The following is a 20,443-nucleotide window of genomic DNA, read 5'->3' as shown; positions in this document are numbered from 1 at the left end:
TGCGCCAGTTCAGGATTGGAGTCGGCGGGCCAGATATGGTCCCGTGATGCTGTCCGTGGACGACGCGACTTCGGCGGGGGTCCCGGTGGCAACAACAGTGCCCCCGTTGTCGCCGCCGCCGGGACCGAGATCGATGACCCAGTCTGCGGACGCTATGGCATCCAAGTCGTGCTCCACCATCACCACGGTGTTGCCCGCGTCGACAAGCAGGTTCAGCTGGCGCATGAGCAGTGCGACGTCGGAGGGATGCAGCCCTGCGGTCGGTTCGTCCAGTAGATAGAGGGCAGTGCCGCGCCGGGTGCGCTGCAATTCGGTGGCAATCTTGATGCGCTGTGCTTCTCCGCCGCTCAGCTCGGTGGCGGGTTGACCGAGTCGAAGGTAGCCGAGCCCGATGTCGCGCAAGGTCTCCAGACTGCGGGATGCTCCCGTGATATCGGCGAAGAACATCGCAGCCTCGTCCACCGACATGTGCAGCACTTGCGCAATTGTCTTGTCACGCCACGTTATTTCGAGAGTTTCCGGGTTGTACCGGTCGCCATGGCAGGTGGGGCACGGGCCATAGGTGCCGGGGAGGAACAGCAGCTCCACCTCGACGAAACCGTCGCCCTGACACGTGGGGCATCGTCCGTCGGCGACGTTGAAGGAGAACCGTCCCGGTGCCCATCCGCGAGCCTTGGCCTCATCGGTGGCGGCGAACAGTTTGCGGACGATGTCGAACATTCCGACGTAGGTGGCCAGTGTCGATCGTGGGGTTCGGCCGATGGGGCGTTGATCCACCCGGACCAGGCGGGTGAACGTCTCGATTCCGGAGACCTCGGCCACGTCGACCTCGATCTGCGCGTCATCGTCCTCGTCCGCCGCGGTCTCGAGTCGGTGGCGCGCCACCTCGAACAGAACCTGGCTGACGAGTGTCGACTTCCCGGAGCCCGACACACCTGTCACTGCCGTCAGGACCGCGTGCGGGAACTGCGCCGTCAACTCCCGCAGATTGTGCCGGGTGACTCCGGTCAGAGTGAGCCAGCCCTGGATAGGGCGTGCCTCCCTCTGCACGAACTCCGCTCGACCGAAGAGGTGCCTGCTGGTGACCGACTCCTCGATCTCCTCCAAGCCCGCGACTGGGCCGCTGTAGAGCACCCGTCCGCCGCCCTCGCCGGCAGCGGGTCCGATGTCGACCACCCAGTCGGCGCGGCGGACCACGTCCATGTCGTGTTCGACGACGAACAAGCAGTTTCCCGACGCCTTCAGCTGGTCCAGGACGTCGAGCAGTGGCTCGGCATCCGCGGGATGCAGCCCGGCAGAGGGTTCGTCCAACACGTACACCACCCCGAAGAGCCCCGAGCGGAGCTGAGTGGCGATCCGCAATCGCTGCGTCTCGCCTGGCGACAGAGTCGTCGAGCTACGGCCGAGCGACAAATATCCCAAGCCCAACTCGAGCAGCACGTCGATCCTGGCCAGCAGGTCGGCGGTGATGCGTACCGCCACCTCCGTGGCCTCCCCCGACTCTTCGGCAATGGGGCGCAGTATCGCGGCAAGTTCTGTCAGCGAGACCGCATTGATCTCGGCGATCGACCGGCCGGTGACGGTGACGGCCAGCGCGTCGGCGCGCAGTCCGCTTCCGGAGCACATCGGGCAGCGGACGGTCTCGGTGAATTGCAGAGCGCGTTCCCGCATGCGCTCGCTGTTCGAGTCGGTCAGAACGTGCATGACATGGCTGCGGGCGCTCCAGAACTTGCCTTCGTAACTGTGGTCGACTCTGCCCTCTTCCGGTTCGATCCACACCTTGGGATGCTCGTCGGTGAAGAGAAGCCACTCCCGGTCCTTCTTCTTCAGCGTGCGCCACGGCGCGTCGATGTCGATACCCATGCCGCTGACGATGCTGCGCAGGTTTGCGCCTTGCCAGGCACCCGGCCACGCAGCGATCGCGCCCTCACGAATGCTCAGCGACGGGTCGGGAACGAGCAGGTCCGTTGTCACATCATGGAATTCACCCAATCCGCCGCACCGCGGGCAGGCGCCGGCGACGGTGTTGGGTGAGAACGCTTCTGCCGGGAGCAAGGGCGCACCGTCGGGATAGGTACCGGCCCGGGAGTAGAGCATGCGCAGGAGGTTCGACATCGTGGTGATGGTGCCGACGCTCGAGCGTGAACTGGGTGAACCCCGGCGTTGCTGCAGCGCAACGGCTGGGGGAAGGCCGGTGATGGACGCGACATGAGGTGCACCCACTTGCTGAAGCAGCCGACGTGCGTACGGGGCCACAGACTCGAAATAACGTCGCTGCGCTTCGGCGTACAAAGTGCTGAAAGCCAGTGACGACTTCCCGGACCCCGACACCCCTGTGAACGCGACGAACGCATTGCGGGGAATGTCGACATCGACAGCTACCAGGTTGTGCTCGGTAGCGCCGCGCACACGGACGTACCCGTCCCACGTTGAGTCCGTCACCGAACGAGCCTAGCGGTTCGTACCCTTCATCGGCGATTTTGTCGCTTTCCCAACAGGTGTCGCCGCTGTCGTGTGCGGGTGGGTCGGGGCGCCCGTTGGTACCGGTGGCTACCGACCGCGCTTCCCTGTCTCGACACCACCCCGCTACGGTACCGAGCTGGGGGGCGACGGATCGGGCACACCGAGTGCGGGCGCTTCGGTCGACAGACTCTGACTCATGTCACGCGCTCGTGAGTCGGTCTTCGCGTTCGACACACTGCTGCGGACGGTTCGAGGCACCGACGTGATCACCGCCGCGCAGCACATGGCGAGAGTGAACAGTAGGTATCCGAGGGTGGTTCCGGCCGGGAGACCGGCGGCACCGGGACTGGTCGTGACGATGACGAATGCGAAATCCGAGATGGTCAGACCAGAGAACCCCACTGCAAGAACGAGTGTCATCAGATCGCGTTGCGCGGTGAGGATGGGCATGGCGGCCACTGCCGCCAACACCATGCTCGTGGTCGGATACATCACCGACACCCACGATTGCGATCCCGTGGAGAACGAGGACGAGATGGTCACGAACGCCAGTGTCGTGGCGAACGCCGCAATTCCTACCATGACCAGACCCGAGATCGCCGTCGGACGGTTCTTGATCGCGCCGAGATGCGACGCACGCATCCACAAGGCCGGGATCGCGCAGACCGGCAGCAGGTAGTACGCGATGTTGCCCAACTCGAGATTCGGTAGCGGGTCCTCGAATGCGTTGTGGGCCACGGTCCAGTAGCACTGACCGATCGCCCACCCTCCGAGACCTATCGCCATCAGCACTGACACGCGGTGGAGGGTGTCGGTGCGGTTTCGCCATGATGTCACCGCGAAGATCGATGCCGCGATGGAAGCGAACAGTAGCTGAGCAGAGTCGACGAGAAGCTGATTGCGCGCCACGGCTCCAGGCGCGAGGCCCACCAGAACGCCCAGCGTCGACATCAGCAACAGTGCCGAAGTGATCACCAGTGCGGCCCGCCGGAAATCATCGCTGGGATTACCGGCGGCCACGACTGCAGAGATTTCCCTCTCCTGCAGTTCTACTCCATTCTCATTCTTCGACAATTTCCACAATAGTTCCAATCTCTGTGATTCTTTGTCAGTGCATTCGAGCGCAGCGCAGATCAACGAATGCGACCTGAACGAGATCAATGCCGATTCCGGATCGAAACATTTAGCCACTGTTGTATGGCTGCATCCCGCACTTTCGGCGAGAGCCCTGAGGCTGGGGTCTCCGGCCCTACGGCGAAGAGAGATCAGTTCGCCCGTCAGCAGCATGCGCGCTTCGTTGGAGTTCACGGGCGCGACTGTAAAACGGGCTGTAAACCCTTGTCAACCTGGGTAAACATTGTTCAACTTCTGGCAACCTATTTTGTTTGACAGGCAAACGTGTCACGGTCGTTGTCGATCAGGTCGATCATTCGCCCACATCCAACACAATGCGCCGGACCCTTTGGGCGCACCGTCAACGAGGGACACGATGATCTATCAACGGGCTCACCAGATAGTGAACGATCAAATCTTTCTGGAAATGCAAGGACTTGTCGAAAATTCGACAGTTTACGTGAAATTGGAAGGGCTGAATGCCGCAGGATCGATCAAGCTGAAACCCGCTATTGCCATGATCGAGGACGCCGAACGCCGCGGAATTCTCACCGCCGGTGGACACGTCATCGAGTCGACGTCGGGCAGTTTGGGCGTAGCAATTGCGATGGTGTGCGCAGAAAAGGGCTACCTCTTCACGTGCGTGGTCGACCCCAACGTCTCTCGGCAGAGCCTGCGCACCATCCGCGCTCTCGGCGCACACGTCGTCCAGGTTCGTGACCGCGACGCGAACGGCGGTTATCTGGGGACGCGTATCGCCGTCATCCGCGAACGCCTCGGCAACGATTCGACACTCCTCTGGCTCAATCAGTACGCCAATCCTGCCAACCCCAACGCCCACGCCCTCGGCACAGCAACGTCGATTCTGCGCGAGCTGGGCCATGTCGACCAGGTGTTCATCGGGGCCGGGACGACCGGAACCCTGATGGGATGCGCCGAGCATTTCCGTAGGTTCTCGCCCTGGACACGCATCGTGGCCGTGGATTCGGTCGGATCGGTCACCTTCGGTGGTGCTGCGGGCCCGCGTTTCGTGCCCGGTCTGGGTGCCAGCCGTAGGCCCGATATCTATCGGAGCGGCACAGCCGACGCGGAGGTGACAGTTCCCGAGTCCGAGGCTGTGCGTATGTGCAGGCACGTCGCGCGTACCTACGGGGTGCTCGTCGGCGGCTCGACGGGAACCGTCCTCGCGGCCCTCGCGCAGAGCGCCGAGCAGATTCCACCGGGATCGCGCGTTGCGGCGATCTCCCCGGACATGGGTGATCGGTACGTCGACACCGTCTACGACGACGACTGGGTGCTCGACACCTTCGGTCCCGATCCACTGATCCCCTACCCGACCGCCCGAGATCGTGCGGTCCAGAACAGGAAGGTTCCCGCATGACCGACACAGTGGAAGCTGCACCTCTGCCAACGCGTCCTGGTGGCTTGTTCGGTTTCGACGTGGTGCGCGGGGATGTCGTCAGAGACGTCATCGCCGGTTCGCGTTCGGACATCGTAGATGTCGTACGCGCCGCGTACCTCGATCACCACGAGGGCCGATCGGTCAATCCTCGAAGCCACTTTCTGAGGTTCCCCGACAAACCGAACGCACGCATCATCGCCCTTCCCGCATACCTCGGCGGTAGCAACGACATCGCCGGCATCAAATGGATCGGCAGTTTCCCCGCCAACATCGATCACAACGTTCCTCGCGCATCCGCGGTCCTGATCCTCAACGACTACTCCACCGGCTATCCCGTGGCATGCATGGAGGCATCGCACATCAGCGCCGCACGAACCGCCGCCTCGGCAGTGCTGGGTGCCGAGTTGCTCGCCGGACGCCGTCGGGCACAACGAGTATTGGTGGTCGGGGCAGGCGTCCTCGGGCGTGCTGTGGTCGACTTCTTCGCGGCCGCCGACTGGGAGATCGGCGAGCTTCTCGTGCACGACAACGTGTCCTCCTACGCTCGAGCTCTCACCGACCACGCCCGATCGGTGGACCTTCTCGCAGAGGTCAGTACCGACGTCGACGCCGATCTGCAGTCTGCAGACATCGTCGTTCTCGTCACCACCGCTGCAGACCCCTGGATAGTCGAGGACGGCGCGTTTCGACCGGGTCAGATCGTTCTGAACGTCTCACTCCGCGACATCGGACCCGACGTGATCGCCGCCGCGCACAACGTCGTCGACGACATAGACCATTGCTTGAACGCCAACAGTTCCCCACATCTGGCACAACAGAAGTACGGCCACACCGACTTCATCGACGGAACCATCGCGGGCCTGCTGTCCGACGACTTCACGGTCTCCGCCGACAAGCCGATCATTTTCTCACCGTTCGGGTTGGGCATCCTCGACCTCGCAGTCGGCAACTACGTCTATCGCGCCGCCCTCGAACGCGGCCTGTCCGACCCGATCGTCGACTTCTTCGCAGACACCACTCGCTGGCAGTAGCCCGCGCTGACCGGCCGAAAGGACTCACTGGTGGTCACCCCACTCGCACACTCGTCAGCTATCGAGGTCCCACCCGGACTCGTCGCCGACTACACTCGCCGATTCCCCTGGTACGAAACACTGTTGAACGCCCATGACAGCGACCCGACGGTGTTGACGTCACTGCCGCTCATCGACGGCGACATCTTGGCCGAGCACTACTATTTCGCCGAAACCGACGATCCCACTCTCGATACGTACCTCACGTCCGGAACCTCCGGTGGTGCCAGGAAACGAATCCAGTACGGGACCGTGGACGACGATCTGTACTGCCAGCATCGACGAGAGTTGTTCTCGCACTTCACCAACGGCGTCCCGCCGGGTTCGGTTGCGGTGGCAGATCTGGGCACCGGACATGCCGCTGCCTCGGCGCGACGTGTCTTCGAGGAACTCGGATTCGATGCCCGAGACATCGACTTCCGTGCGCCCTTGGCAGAACACGTGGAGAAGTTGAATACCTGGCAACCGGATGTGCTGTTCACGATGCCCATGATTCTCGATCGCCTGATGACCACCTCCGAGGGATTGTCGATTCGTCCGAGAAAGATCATGGTGGTGGGCGACCTGGCACCGGCCGCATGGCGGGCCAACGTGGCTCGGCACTTCGCACTCGACAGCGCCGACGTTCTCGATGTATTCGGAAGCATCGAGATCGGTGCAATCGGATACTCGGACGCCGAAACCGGCCTCTACCACTTTCACGACCACATCGTTGCCGAGGTGATCGATCCAGTCGACTACCGAGCACAGCTGAGTACCGCAGCGCGTTCAGAGGGTGACGGACTGCTGCTGCTGACTTCCACTGCGCGGCCGAACTTTCCGGCGCTGCGATATGTGACCGGTGATGCCATCAGCGGACTCCGCGTCATAGAACACCGCGGACGGAGCGTGGCGGCCTTCGATCGCATCGAAGGACGCATCGACGGCGACGCCAAGCACGGCGAGCGGCTCAGTGGGCACGACATCGCTACTGCGGTCGCCAGCGTCTTCCCAGGATCCGCGTTCGAGGTGGTCGACGACGGCGGTGTCGTACTTCGCATCGTCGATGCGCATGTGACCGCTGAGAGAGTCGACGAGCTTCGGCGCGTGCTCGACGCTGCAGCGCCCGATGTCGCGACCATGATCCGCTCGGGGTTGGTCCGGCCGATCGAAGTCGTCGGTGTGGACCCCCACGGACTGCAGTCCGGTCATGCCAAACGCCGATTCAACCTCAAGAGGGAACCCTGATGTGCGGAATTGCAGGATCGTTCGGACTTCGACGCAATCAACCGGATCGAGGATTCGCGCTCGCGGCGTGCGCCGCCATGGTCCATCGAGGTCCCGACGAACACGGATCGTTCGACGACGAGCGCATCTCACTGGCGATGTGCCGGCTCAAGATCCTGGGCCTGGTTGGAGGCGAACAGCCGGCCTTCTCCTCCGATCGGAGCGTTGTTGCGGTCGTCAACGGTGAGATCTACAACCACCATCAACTGCGTGCCCTGCTCGAGTCGAGAGGACGGCGGGTCGAGGGAACGAGCGATGTCCACGTCATCCCCGAGCTGTATCGAGAGTTCGGCCTCGACTTCGTCGATCATCTACACGGAATGTTCGCCGTTGCGCTCTACGACAGTGCGCGTGAGCGCCTGATCCTGGCAACAGACCGGGTAGGCAAGAAACCGATCTACCTATCGGCCCACAGTCAGGAAATCGTGTTCGCCTCCGAGCTGACCGCGCTCCGCCGGCATCCACAGGTGAGCACCGACGTCAACCCCGAAGCACTCGATCAGTATCTGAGTTTTCGGATCGTGGGTGCCCCGTCCAGCATCTTCGGAGGAGTCGAGCGGGTTCGCCCCGCGACTGTGATCGAGTTCGATCGAGACGGTCAGCGCACCGACCACGAGTACTGGACGTTCCCGTTCACCGGTGACGGGTCCAGCACCGTCGACGACATCGACGATCTGCTGGTCGCTGCCGTCGACGCCCGCCTCGAATCCGCTGTCCCACTGGGCGCGATGCTCAGTGGCGGACTGGATTCGTCGCTCGTCGTCGCGCTGGCGAGTCGACGACTCGGGCGCGGACTGCACACCTTCTCGGTCGGCTTCGATCATCCCGCGTTCGACGAGTCCGCCCAGGCCCGTCTGGTTGCCGACGCGTTCGGGACTCACCACCACACCGTCACGTTGACAGCCGACGACGCTCTGGCCTCGCTCGATCGAGTCCTCGAGCACACGGGCGAACCGTTCGCCTTCCCCTCTGCGATCGCGTCGGATGCGATGTACCGCTTGGCCTCCGAGCACGTGACCGTCGTGTTGACAGGCGACGGTTCGGACGAAATCTTCTGCGGCTACGGGCGCTACAGCAGACTGCTGCAGACGAGCGGCGGCGACCTCGATCGACGATATGCAGATGTGCTCGTCGACGGTGTCCCGACCGAGACCAAGCACAGAATTTACAGCGATCGTTTCCGAGATACCTTGCCCGGCCACCCCATCGATCATCTGCGCGGCCGCTTCGCCTCAACCGACCCCGCGACTGCGGACCTCGACCGTGCCATGGCCGTCGACTCGCGTTTCTGGCTGGCCGATGCCCAGTTGGTGAAGATCGATCGGATGTCGATGGCACACTCCATCGAGCCACGCAGCCCGTTTCTCGATCACCGGCTCATCGAGCACGTTGCGCGAATTCCCGCCTCGCGCAAGCTGGTCGACGGCGAAGAGAAGGTGTTGCTCAAGCAGGTTGCCGCACGGTACCTACCCGAGTCGATCGTGACCCGGCGCAAACAGGAACTGGCTGTGCCGCTGGAGGCCTGGCTGGGCGCGACACTGCGACGCGAGATCGACACGACGCTGCTGTCCGACCGGGCCCTCGAGCGAGGCTATTTCGATCCGGATGCTCTGCGCCGCTTCGTCACCGACGCCGACGGAAGTGACAGCTACGCGCTGTGGACGCTCTTCGTTCTCGAACGCTGGCACCGGCTGCACGTCGACCAGGACAGCGCCGCCTCTGCCCACGACCGACCACTGATCTCCGCAACCATCTGACGACACAACGGAGGAACCATCATGAGCACTGCATCACTTTCCATGCCCGCTGAGTCCGCTCGCCTGGCCGGAACTTTCGATCCTGCACGCATAGTCGACGAGCTCACCTCGGTGCGCTCGCACTCCTGGGGTCGCCAGCGGGTGTACGACGACGGGGGAATCGGTGCCGAGACCGACGTCGACTGGCGGTGCCTTGCACTCCGAAGCCCCGGCGGAGATCCCACTCGAACCGATCCGGGCGGGCCCAGTGACGTCGACTTCGCCGACACACCATGGCTCGCGCAATTGCCCTACGTCCGAGAGATTCTCGCGTCCATTCCAGCGCCGCTGCACGCCGTACGGCTGATGGCACTCGGACCCGACACCGTAGGAATCGATCACACCGACCCCAAGTACAGCCCGAGGTGGGGTGTCGTACGGCTGCACATCCCCATCGAAACATCACCCGAGGCGATCCTGGTGCTGGACGGACACCACTTCACCTGGCAACCCGGTGAATTCTGGTTCGGAGATTTCAGCAGGGTCCACCGCGTACAGAACCACGGATCGACCACCCGCACTCACCTGGTCATCGATGCACTCGTCGTCCCCGGCCTTGCGGATGTATTCCCCGATGCGTGGCGCGCGTACTTCGAGGAGGGCGATGTTCTGGTCAACCGACAGACCCAGCCGCAACATCGATCGGAGATCGTGCAGGCGGAGTCGACGTTCGAGGTGCCTGCCAACTTCCACCTGTGGGAGGAAGACGTCGACTTCGACCACGCGGACCCCGAGTCGAGGGTGTCGGTGTCACTCGTCGCCGGCACCGACGGACCCGACCTCGTACTGCCCGACGGCCGGCACCGTCGTCTGGTACATCTCGGTGCCCACGAATACCGGTTCGCAGGGTGGAGCGAGGAGCGGACGCTGCAGGTCTTTCCCGATGGACCCACACCGGGAGTTCTGCTGCGTACCCGTATCGGCCGCGAATCCAGGCAATCGTTCGTCCCATCGACCGAGCGCATCGGGGTGTCATCGTGACCGAGTCACCCTCTGTGGTGGTGGTGACCGATCTGGTCGTGATCGCACGCCACTTGTCGATCTTCGACGAGATCCGTCGGCGCGGCGCGCAACCGGTCGTCATCGTCGGCCCGGAGACCGATTCCCACGAGCTCGCCGAGATACGCGAAAGCCCCACCCATCCACTCGCGTCGGTGACCCACATCGTTCACCTTTCCGACACCGGAATCGGCTCTCTCGCAGCTGCTGTCGCCGACATTGCCGAGTCCTTCGACATCATCGGGCTGCTGAACGTGGGAGAGGTGTTCGTCGAATCCGCCGGTGTCCTCGCGCACACACTCGGCTTGCCGGGGCCGGGAGCGTTGGCCTCCAAAATCGCACGGGACAAGCTGCTCCAACGCATGGCACTTCCGGAGTTGGCACCCCACTGGACCATCGCCACCGCACAGTCGACGATCACGGGTCCTGCATTGCTGAAACCGACGGGCAGAATGTCGAGCTCGGGAGTGCAGAGGATCACTCCGACCGATCGGATCGCGGACCTGCTCGGCGACTACCCACCTCACGAAACTGTCTTGCTCGAAGAGTTGGTGGAGGGGCAGGAGTATTCGGTGGAGTCCCTCGTTTACAACGGAGATCTCGTGTGGGCCGGCATCACCTCGAAGAACACCAACGAGGACAGCAGTCGGTTCTTCACCGAGATGGGTCATGTCAGTCCTGCTCTCGGTCTGACTGCGCAGGAGCAGGACATTCTCTTGACTGCGAACAGGACCGTCCTCGAACGGCTCCAGTTCGGAAGTGGCATGGCACATGCGGAATTCCGTCTCAGCGGCGCCGGCCGCCCGATCCTGATGGAGGTTGCCGCCCGCGCCCCGGGAGATGCCATCACAGCGTTGTGGCACTTGGCAACCGGCGATCCGATCGAGCCGTCACTGGTCGATCTCGCGCTCGGCACGAAACCAGCCGAACGGACAGTGCATCGCCGCGCCGAACAGATCTATCTCGACCATTCGGATGGGCAACTGGACACCATCGACGGTGGTGAGATCCCTGTGCACTGGGTCTCGTCCACCAGACAGTGGCCCGTCCTGCGTCCAGTACAAGCATCGGCACCGACGCGAGTCTGCGCGGTAGTCGCCACCAGGGTGCCTGGTGAGGTGCTCGGCGAAATCCGCAGTTCAGGCGATCGCAGTGCCTCGTTGGTAATCGACTACCCGCTCGACGATGCTCTTTCGCCCGGTGAACTCGACCGGGTGACGATGTCCGCGTCGGTGTCCGTGGTGACGCGGGAGGCGATCCTTCATGCCTGAGACCACAGTGCTCGACGGACCGGCCCTGCGCGCGACCGCAAATGCCACTGCGGCAGGGCGTCTGGTGACATCGGACCCGGTCCTGGTAGATATTCGCCCTGCCGGCGAGGTCATTCCGGGAATGCGGCCCGAGGTCATTCTGACCTCGGGTGCGCCCCTGCCCTGGGGGGCATATCACGGTGGGCAGCGGCGAGCGATTGTCGGCGCAGCGGTCTTCGAGGGTCTGGCGGTGGACGAGGCCGACGCCGACCGCAAGCTCAGCGCGGGAGAAATCTCCGTGCACGCGGGGCACGATCACTCGACGGTGGGTTCGCTGACGGGGGTCTGCACGTGGTCGATGCCCACCGTCGTCGTACGCGATGTCGCCAATGGAACTGTGGGGTACTGCCGGATCAACGAAGGTCCCTCCACAGAGTCGTTGACATTCGGAGCATGGTCCGACGGGGTTCGCGACAGGCTCGCAGAGATCCGCGATGTCGTTGCACCTGCTTTCGGCACCGTCGTCCGCAGTATCGGGGGAATCGAGCTGCGTCCGGTCATCCGCCGCGCCCTCGCGCTCGGCGACGACCTGCACAGTCGACACACCGCAGCGGGATCGTTGTTACGCAACATCGTCCTCGAAGCGCTTCTCGACAGTGTCGGTGATCTGACCGACCATGAGCGCACCGCGCTGGCCCGCTACCTACGCGAAGCGGAGTATCTCTTCCTGCATCTGGCCATGGCCGCGGCCAAAGCAGCAGCAGATGCCGCATCGAATGTCCCCGGAAGCAGCGTGGTCACAGCAATGGTGCTCAGCGAATGCGAGTTCGCCCTGCGCGTATCCGGTCTCGGCGACGAGTGGTTCCGAGGCGCGCTGCCGGATCCGTCGACGCTGCGCGGTCGACTCGCAGACGGCGTCGACCACCACGATCTGGGATACGTCGGCGGCGAAAGTCTCATCACCGAGGTCATCGGACTCGGCGGCATGGCCGCCGCGACAGCGCCCGCACTGCAGAACTCATCGGCAGGTTCCGCGCGAGCGATGCACGATCTGACGCTGGCGATGTACGACATCACCGTTACCGAGCACCCGAACTACTTGATTCCAGCACTGGACTTTCGCGGAGTCCCGGTGGGAATAGACGCCGCCGCGGTCGCCGCGACCGGTGTGGTGCCTGCCGTGCATCTCGGCGCGACCCTCGAGCGCGGCGGCCACGCCGGTGCCGTGTTATTCGAACCGCCCCTGGAACCGTTCGTCGAGGCCTCGCGCGCTCTCGGCGCTCTGAACACCTCCAACTACCTACACAAGGAGACAGTGTGACTGCGGACGAGCAGGTCATCGAACCCGAATCGACCGAAAAGGCCACGCTACGAGCGTGGTTGGCAGTAGCAGCAGTAGGCCTCGGTGTGTTCGTCTTCACCACGACCGAAATGGTCCCGATCGGATTGCTGACGACGATGTCGACCGATCTCGGTATCTCCGAGGGCGTCACCGGTTTGACAGTCACCCTGTACGGCGTCGTCGCTGGACTCTTCGCGCCGATCCTGACCACCGCGACACGGCGATTGGATCGCCGCACGCTCCTGATAGCAGTGCTGGTGATCTTCGTCGTCGGCAACGTCGCGACGGCAGTGTCGACGAATTTCACGGTGCTCGTAGCGTCTCGTCTGTTCACCGGGTTCGCTCACGGTGTCATGTGGTCGATCTCCGCCAGCATCGCGGTCAGGCTGGTCCCCAGCGCGGTGTCGGTTCGCGCGATCGCGGTGGTGTTCTCGGGAATCTCGATCGCGTCGGTCATCGGGGTACCGCTGGGAACACTCATCGGCGACGCCGCGTCGTGGCGAGTGGCGTTCTGGGTGATCGCCGCTCTGGGCGCTCTGACTCTGATCGCGTGCATAGTCCTGGTGCCATCGCTCGCGCCGACCAGCGTGCTTCGACTGTCCGACCTTCCCGCACTGCTTCGTCGCCCCACGCTACGGATCGCGGTCACGGTCACTGCAGTGGTCGTCATCGGCCACTTCGCTGCCTACACGTATGTGTCCCCGTTTCTCGAGCAGGTATCGGGCATCGATCGTCGGTGGATCAGTCTGCTACTCCTGGCCTACGGAGTCGCCGGTGTCGCCGGGAACTTCCTCGCCAGCGCTGTGATAGCGCGGAACCTTCGCACCGCGCTGATCGCATTCATCGTCGGACTGAGTTCGTCGATCACACTGCTGGTGCTCGTCGGGACATGGATTCCTGGAGTGATCCTGTTCCTACTGACGTGGGGAATCGCCTACGCCGCACTGCCTGTCGCCTTGCAGACATTCGTGTTCGGAGCCGCACCTGACGCTCCGGAGGGTGCGACATCGCTGTTCATCATGTCCTTCAACGTGGCGATTTCGCTCGGCGCGCTCCTCGGTGGTCTGGCCATCGACTCATCAGGTCCCTCCTCGGTCATGTGGATCGGAGTCGGATTCGGTGCCGTTGCCGCGCTGATATTGCTCTGCTCTCGCCGAAGCGCGGAGAAGGAGACTGCGTGACCGCCCTGGCTCCCATCGACTTCCGCTCCGACACTCTCACCGCCCCGGACGACGCCATGCGTCACGCGATGGCGTCGGCGCAGGTCGGTGACGATGTACTCGACGGCGATCCCACACTGCAGTCGCTCGAGGCAACGGTCGCCGATGTACTCGGACACGAAGCCGGCCTCTGGGTTCCATCAGGATCGATGGGTAACCTCGTAGCTCTGATCGTGCACCTACGCCCCGGCGACAGCGTCCTCGCCCCCGCCGAAGCGCACATCTTCGACAACGAGGTGGGCACGGTGAGCTGGCTTGCGGGCGGCTTCCCGAAACCTCTCGAATGCGACCACGGGCCGGGTATGCCTTCGGCGGCGACGGTCACCGCCGCCGCCGCCGCTACGGGACCGTACTTCGCGCTCAGGCCGCGGTTGCTGTGTCTCGAGAACACGCACGCTGCGGCAGGCGGTGCCGTGGTGACGGCCGACGACTCGTCTGCGGTGGTATCCGCGGCCAGGTCGGCAGGCCTGACTACCCATCTCGACGGCGCCCGAATATGGAATGCCGCAGTACATCTCGGCATCCACCCGGGTGAGCTGGCTTCCGAATTCGACACCGTGCAGGTCTGTCTGAGCAAGGGACTCGGTGCGCCGGTCGGATCTGTCGTATGCGGTTCCGAAGCGTTCGTCACCGAGGCGCGACGGGTGCGCAAGATGCTCGGTGGGGGCATACGACAAGCAGGAATCCTCGGTGCTGCCGGTCTGGTCGCGCTCGAACGAATCGACCGACTCGCGCTCGATCACCACCACGCCTCGGTACTCGCGGAAGGTTTGCTCGACCGAGGCTGGACTGTGTCGCCGGTGACAACGAACATCGTGATGACCCCCGTCGACAATCCTGTCGAAACCGCCGAATCGTTGTCCGCAGTGGGCATTCGGGTGCTCGCTGCACGATCGGCGGTGCGATGGGTGACCTATTCCGGTGTTTCGCTCGACGATGTGCGCTGCGCCCTCGATCGCGTCACGGAATTGACGCCATCGGCAGAACAGAGAGCGTCATGACTCGGCCGAGGGCCGGGTCGCGTCGCACAGCACGATCCGGCTCTCGTTCGGCAGTGGGTCTCTACGCGCTCGCCGCAACGGCCACAGGCGGCGCGCTGGCATGTGAGACCGAAATCAACGGAATGCTGGGCACACAGTCCGACCCACTCGACGCGGCCGTGGCCTCGAATGTCGTAAGCCTGATCATCGTCGTTGTGGCGATACCCTTCGTGCCAGGACTCGAGCGGGCAGCGCGGGACCTCCTGACGATGCTCCGAGCCGGGTCCGTTCACCCGGCGTGGCTGTTCGGCGGTATCGCAGGCGGATTCATGGTCTTGACCCAAGCGATCACCACTGGACACCTCGGCGTCGCCGTCTTCACCCTCGCAGCAGTGTCCGGCCAGACACTCGGAGGTGTCGTGTTCGACTGCATCGGTCTCGGGCCCGGACCTCGTCGCGCTGTCGATCGGCGACGCGTGCTCGGTCTGCTCATGGCGGTGTCGGCGACGATCGTTCCGGCTGCGGCCGATATCGGGTCGGCCACGACCCTCATACTTCTTCCGTTTGTCGCAGGAATGGGCGCGGCCCTGCAGCTGGCGCTCAACGGCCGCGTCGACGAGGCAATAAGCCATCCGTCTCCGTCGGCGATGTTGAGCTTCCTCGTCGGGGCGGGGATGCTCGGATCGATCGCGCTCCTGCGTTTGACGGTATCCGACTTCTCACACTCGTGGCCCGCGGATCCCTTGCTCTACACCGGGGGTGTGTTCGGCGTCGTATTCGTGCTGTCGTCGATTCTGGTGGTGCGCCGACTCGGAGTGTTCGTGGCAGTCATGTGCATCGTGACCGGTCAGGTCGCGACGTCGATCGCCATCAGCACAGTGCGGTTCGGGCCGAGCACCGCATTGGTGGGGCACTGCGTGGGTGCAGTTCTGCTGATCGGCGGCGTAGTGATCGTCTCTTCTCGCAAGGGCAGTTCGGCCGACCGAACCAGCAGCAGCGCAATCCCTTCCGGCTCGCACAGATAGATCACTAACGATCGGCGGATCATACCGACGCCGCGGTTGCGTCGATGACCCGTCCGAGCTGGCGGGGTGATTCGATGTGAGCGAGATGACCGTTGCCATCGAGCTGATGAACGCGCGCGTTCGGGATTCGACGACTGATCCGATCGAACGATGTGCCGTACGGTTCGATCGAACGGTTGAGTTCTCCGATGATCAGGTCTACTCGCTCGACTTTTCCGGCCAGAACATCGGGAGGATGCGATGCGTCGAGCGCACTCAACTCGTCGTACAGCGGCTCGGCGAGCTCGCACAGCGCCTCCCACTGCCTCGTGTCGGCCCGCAGGATGTCGACGTGTTCAGCGGAGAAGCCGGAGATGCCGACGTTGACAATTTCGACACTCCTCCCCCGATCACCCTGTGCCGCTGCTTCTTGCAAGCCGGACAAGGCGTGTCGAGCGAAGGGCGGCATGACAGGTTCGTACGCGATGAGGTGTTCGACGGGATGTTCGTCGGCAGCGAGTAACGCGATCAGTCCGCCGTAACTCCACCCGAAGATGCTGACCGGCTCGGGAACCGTGCCCAACACCCGCAGAAGATCATCTACCTCGACGCCGATCGAGTAATCGGTGGTCAGTGGCCCCGAAGGCTGACGTCCGCGTCGATTGACGACGGTGACCGAGGGCCACGCCTTCACCGATCGCGCCACCGCGGCCCAGGATCGAGCATTGCTCATCACCCCGGGGAGGATGAGAAGGCCTGGCAGGTTCGGGTTGCCATAGATGTCGACGTTGACCCAGCTACCGCCGGACACGGACACCGATTTCTGAATCGTTCGCTCCATATCGCAATTATGAAGCAATCGCTCTAAAATGCAACCATGGCAACACCGACTCGTGGCAGGCCCTCCGCATACGACCGCGATCTCGTACTTCTGGCTGCTGCGCGACTCTTCTGGCGACACGGATTCTCCGGTACATCCACACGAGCACTCACCACTGCAACCGGGCTGTCCACGTCGAGCCTGTATGCAGCCTTCGGCAGCAAGGCAGGATTGTTCGAGGAAACCGTTCGCACCTACACCGCCGAGTATCGCGACATCTACACCCGTGCAGTCGATCTCGACTCGATCGCTGCGGTGATCGATGCGATTTTGACGGACTCGGTGGTCGAGTTCACCGCCCCGTCCGAGACTCATCCCGGGTGTTTCGTCAGCAGCGCGGTGACGAACGACAGTGCTGACACGATGGACGCCGCGGAGTACGTCGCCGAACTACATCGTGCGAACGAAAGCACGCTTCTCGCGCGAATCGAACGAGCCATCGCAGAGGGTGAGCTCTCGGTCGACACATCGGCCAGCGCCATCGCCGGAGTCGTCCAAGCGATCTGGCACGGGCTCTCGGTTCAATCTCGAAACGAGGTGCCACGACATGCACTGATCGCGACCGCCAAGCTGGCCGCATCGTCCATTGTCGACTACTGCAAGACCGAAAGACTCGCACAGGCATGACGGAAGACTGCTTGCCGAGTGCAGCAAACACAGTGAGGCGGTCCTGAGCCAGACCGATGTGCTCGAGCTCGACCGCCTCGCGCGGTACGGTGACCGCGGGGATAGGTACGGCTCGAGAAGAATGTCGGGGGATCATGACTCTGTTCGGTGTGCTCGATCGCGTACTGACTCGACGACTACCCCTCGAGCCTCCGGACGATCCCCATGCCGCGATTCTTCCGACCCCGATCGACAACGACGCCTTCTTTCTCACCCCTCCCGGCATCGAGGACCTCGCACCCGGTGCGGTGATCCGGCAGCGCACGACCCGTGGTCTGGTGCCCCGGCCGCGGACCGCAATGCGTCAGTTCATGGTTCGATCGACCGACGCGCGGGGTCTGCCCGCCGGCGTCACCGCCTCGCTGCTGATCCCGAGGCGACCGTGGACCGGGCGCGGACCGCGGCCCGTCGTCGCCCACAATGTGGCTATCGATTCCCTCGGAGCCAAGAGCACGCCGTCGTACCGCCTGGTGCACGGTGTCGGTGCCGACCTCCCGCCGGTGATGCCGCTCTGGCTCGCCCGCGGATACGCGGTCCTCGTCGCCGATCACCAAGGCCCGCGGATGTCGTACTCCGAAGGCACGATGGCCGGGCATGCCGTCCTGGATTCGCTACGCGGGATGACGGTCGTCGCCCCGGAGCTCGCCGACAGCCCAGTGGTTGCCTACGGCTACAGCGGCGGCGCGATCGCCACCACCTGGACGGCGCAGCTGCATCCGAGGTACGCGCCGGACGTGAGGTTGGCGGGCGCCGTCGCCGGTGGAACGCCCACCGACTTCTCGATGCTGCTGGACACCATGAACGGCACCGTCTCGGCCGGCCTGCTGGGTGCGGCGAGCATGGGTCTCGCGCGTGAGCACCCCGAGATGGTGGAGTTGTTCGGCCCGAAGGCGCTGCTGTTGGCATCCTGGGTGAAGGACATGTCCGTCCTCCCCCTGGCCCTGGGCGGGTTGGTACGCATGCGAATCGAGGACTTGGCGTCCGAGCCCGACCCGTTCGACTCCGACATCGCGCGACGGGTGATCGCCGCGAACCGTCCGGGCGCCGACGCGCCGTCGGTGCCGGTCGCGTTCTTCCACGGTTCCGCGAGCAAGTGGATCGGCGATCGCTTCATCCCCGAGGCCGGCGTGACTGCCCTGATCGAGCAGTGGCGCAGCAAGGGTGCGAACGTGCACTACGAGCCCGTGGCAGGCGACCACTTCATCGGCGCCATGACTGGACTGCCGTTCGTGTTGCGCTGGACCGCAGGGCAATTCGCGGCCAACGGTTCGGGTTAATTCGCCGCCCGTCGGGTTCGGCGTGACAGGTCTGCATCGCGTCGCGAATGTGTGCGCGCCCCTGGACAATTGGCCCGTGTTCGACGTTGCCCTTCCCGAGCCGACCGCCGTCCCGACGGCACCTACCGCAGAACCATCCAACGTCATGGTGCGGTCCACACCACATGACAACTCGGTGGGAACAATGCGACCGCGACGGCTGGACGACGTGGGTGTCGATGCGATTCGGCAGGATCGGTTGGAAGCGAGAGCGACCGACCGCGCCCAGACGATCCGATGATCGGGCTTCGCCCGTTTCGGTCCCGATACTCAGCGAGCGGGCACACTCAACTTGTTCTCCGACACCCCGATCTGGCCCGTCCCAGGGGCTCCCCGTCTTCGTAACCTCAGCTCATGAGACCTGGCTCGGTGGTCTTGGCCTTTACTCCTGTCGGGGTTGGTTCCCCGGCTGTCGGGTCGCCGAGGTGGGCCTGCACGCGGTGCGAGTGGATTTTCGGGGCTGCTTCTGGTGATGGTCGAAACACACTCGAACCCGTACGGCACCACCCCAAGAAAGAAATAGTTGACCTTCAGCCGGGTCGAAGCCGAACAATAAGAACCACCGTTCGCACGAGACTCAGATCATCGAGGAGCTACACCTATGACCGACACCCCCACCGCACCCGACAGAACAATGGATGCCATCAGCAAGGCGGTCACGCTCGGCCGCAGCGGTGACACCGCTGCGGCCCGCCGCGAACTACTGGCCCTCTGGCAACAAATCGGTGCCGCCGGCGACCCGTTTCACCGCTGCACCCTCGCTCACTACCTCGCCGACCTCTGCGAGACCCCGGCCGAAGCGCTGATCTGGGACACCCGGGCCCTCGACGCCGCCGACACACTCTCCGACGAGCGCGCCCGCCGTCACCACTCGTCGCTGAGTGTCGCGGGCTTATACCCGAGCCTGCACCTGAACATCGCCGACAACCTACGGCGCAGCGGCGCATTCGACATCGCGGCCGAGCACCTTCACCTAGCTGAACAACACGCCGCCGCACTGACCGACGACGCATACGGCGTCATGATCCGCACCGCCATCACCGAGGTACATGAGGCAGCCCGGCGGCACGACACCACGCGGCGACCGTCCGCACAGGGGACTGTAGCCGCAGAGATTCGCAGGGCAATGCCCGTGATCGTGACAGACGACCCCGCCGCCGCGCGCGAGTTCTATGAGACGTTTCTCGGTTTTCGCGTCGCGATGGACCAAGACGGCATGCTCATGTTCGCGTCGATGAGCACGCCAACCACACAATTGATCGTCGCCTGGCACAGTCAGACTGCCGTGGATCCCGAAGTCACATCAGTCGACATTTCGATGGAGGTCGGCGATGCGGACGCGGCCTACGCTCGAGCCAAAACGGAAGGGTTGGAGATCGTAAGGGAGATACGTGACGAAGTGTGGGGCATCCGCCGGTTCTTCGTACGCGACCCTGCGGGTCTCGTCATCAACGTGGCCAGTCACATTTCGTAAATCGGAAGCCTCGACGGGCTCGTTCGACCCGTGTAACGCAGTCGCTGCCGAGCGGACGGCATCGTGCTTGAACTGCACACACGCACCGAATCGCGACTGATTCGGTTGGAACCACAAGCGGAATCCAGATCCGCTGCCTCACAAGTCCATTGAGGACTGCCACAGTTCACGGCATCCGCCGAAACTTGTTGCTGGACGAAGC

The 20,443-nt window shown here is 63.7% G+C and carries 16 protein-coding genes; 13 read left to right on the top strand and 3 right to left on the bottom strand.

Annotated features, from left to right (window positions below; genetic code table 11):
- Positions 1-9 precede the first annotated feature (9 nt).
- Complete coding sequence (gene uvrA / locus CH275_RS21150) at positions 10-2,442, bottom strand: excinuclease ABC subunit UvrA (protein WP_094680175.1); 2,433 nt, start codon at positions 2,440-2,442, stop codon at positions 10-12.
- Between the two features lie 144 nt (positions 2,443-2,586).
- Positions 2,587-3,483, bottom strand: coding sequence for a hypothetical protein (locus tag CH275_RS21145; RefSeq protein ID WP_143546843.1), 897 nt, complete (start codon positions 3,481-3,483; stop codon positions 2,587-2,589).
- Positions 3,484-3,952: 469 nt separating this feature from the next.
- Between CH275_RS21145 and sbnA the strand changes: the two genes are divergently transcribed.
- The 10 genes from sbnA to CH275_RS21095 are packed head-to-tail and all read left to right on the top strand — an operon-like array spanning position 3,953 to position 15,926.
- Positions 3,953-4,957: a 2,3-diaminopropionate biosynthesis protein SbnA gene (gene sbnA / locus CH275_RS21140; RefSeq protein WP_094680173.1), complete on the top strand. Its 1,005-nt coding sequence runs from the start codon at positions 3,953-3,955 to the stop codon at positions 4,955-4,957.
- Positions 4,954-6,009: a 2,3-diaminopropionate biosynthesis protein SbnB gene (gene sbnB, locus CH275_RS21135; RefSeq protein ID WP_218828809.1), complete on the top strand. Its 1,056-nt coding sequence runs from the start codon at positions 4,954-4,956 to the stop codon at positions 6,007-6,009. Before sbnA ends, sbnB begins: the two co-directional genes overlap by 4 nt.
- Before the next feature lie 30 nt (positions 6,010-6,039).
- Positions 6,040-7,275, top strand: coding sequence for a hypothetical protein (locus CH275_RS21130; protein WP_094680172.1), 1,236 nt, complete (start codon positions 6,040-6,042; stop codon positions 7,273-7,275).
- Complete coding sequence (asnB, locus tag CH275_RS21125; protein WP_094680171.1) at positions 7,275-9,071, top strand: asparagine synthase (glutamine-hydrolyzing); 1,797 nt, start codon at positions 7,275-7,277, stop codon at positions 9,069-9,071. The genes CH275_RS21130 and asnB overlap by 1 nt, the downstream gene beginning before the upstream one ends.
- 21 nt (positions 9,072-9,092) lie before the next feature.
- Complete coding sequence (locus tag CH275_RS21120) at positions 9,093-10,091, top strand: aspartyl/asparaginyl beta-hydroxylase domain-containing protein (protein ID WP_094680170.1); 999 nt, start codon at positions 9,093-9,095, stop codon at positions 10,089-10,091.
- Positions 10,088-11,380, top strand: coding sequence for an ATP-grasp domain-containing protein (locus CH275_RS21115; protein WP_094680169.1), 1,293 nt, complete (start codon positions 10,088-10,090; stop codon positions 11,378-11,380). The genes CH275_RS21120 and CH275_RS21115 overlap by 4 nt, the downstream gene beginning before the upstream one ends.
- Positions 11,373-12,680, top strand: coding sequence for an oxamate carbamoyltransferase subunit AllG family protein (locus CH275_RS21110; RefSeq protein ID WP_094680168.1), 1,308 nt, complete (start codon positions 11,373-11,375; stop codon positions 12,678-12,680). Before CH275_RS21115 ends, CH275_RS21110 begins: the two co-directional genes overlap by 8 nt.
- Complete coding sequence (locus tag CH275_RS21105) at positions 12,677-13,882, top strand: MFS transporter (RefSeq protein WP_094680167.1); 1,206 nt, start codon at positions 12,677-12,679, stop codon at positions 13,880-13,882. Before CH275_RS21110 ends, CH275_RS21105 begins: the two co-directional genes overlap by 4 nt.
- Positions 13,879-14,922: a GntG family PLP-dependent aldolase gene (locus CH275_RS21100; protein WP_094680166.1), complete on the top strand. Its 1,044-nt coding sequence runs from the start codon at positions 13,879-13,881 to the stop codon at positions 14,920-14,922. Before CH275_RS21105 ends, CH275_RS21100 begins: the two co-directional genes overlap by 4 nt.
- On the top strand, positions 14,919-15,926 hold the full coding sequence (locus CH275_RS21095) for a DMT family transporter (RefSeq protein WP_179276260.1): 1,008 nt from the start codon (positions 14,919-14,921) through the stop codon (positions 15,924-15,926). The genes CH275_RS21100 and CH275_RS21095 overlap by 4 nt, the downstream gene beginning before the upstream one ends.
- A gap of 19 nt (positions 15,927-15,945) precedes the next feature.
- On the opposite strand, the gene CH275_RS21090 is transcribed toward CH275_RS21095, so the two are convergent.
- The gene (locus CH275_RS21090; protein ID WP_094680164.1) at positions 15,946-16,746 is read right to left on the bottom strand and encodes an alpha/beta fold hydrolase; all 801 of its coding nucleotides are present in this window, start codon (positions 16,744-16,746) and stop codon (positions 15,946-15,948) included.
- Between the two features lie 36 nt (positions 16,747-16,782).
- Between CH275_RS21090 and CH275_RS21085 the strand changes: the two genes are divergently transcribed.
- From CH275_RS21085 to CH275_RS30445, 3 genes are all read left to right on the top strand, one after another.
- Positions 16,783-17,412, top strand: coding sequence for a TetR/AcrR family transcriptional regulator (locus CH275_RS21085; protein ID WP_094680163.1), 630 nt, complete (start codon positions 16,783-16,785; stop codon positions 17,410-17,412).
- A gap of 56 nt (positions 17,413-17,468) precedes the next feature.
- The gene (locus CH275_RS21080; protein WP_179276259.1) at positions 17,469-18,728 is read left to right on the top strand and encodes a lipase family protein; all 1,260 of its coding nucleotides are present in this window, start codon (positions 17,469-17,471) and stop codon (positions 18,726-18,728) included.
- A gap of 640 nt (positions 18,729-19,368) precedes the next feature.
- A complete protein-coding gene (locus tag CH275_RS30445) occupies positions 19,369-20,241 on the top strand; it encodes a VOC family protein (RefSeq protein ID WP_094680160.1) in 873 nt (290 codons plus the stop codon).
- Positions 20,242-20,443: the final 202 nt, after the last annotated feature.

Source organism: Rhodococcus sp. 06-235-1A (assembly GCF_002258785.1).
Classification (GTDB): domain Bacteria; phylum Actinomycetota; class Actinomycetes; order Mycobacteriales; family Mycobacteriaceae; genus Rhodococcoides.
Note: the sequence above shows the minus strand (reverse complement) of the source record. Positions and strands in the feature narration are given on the sequence as shown.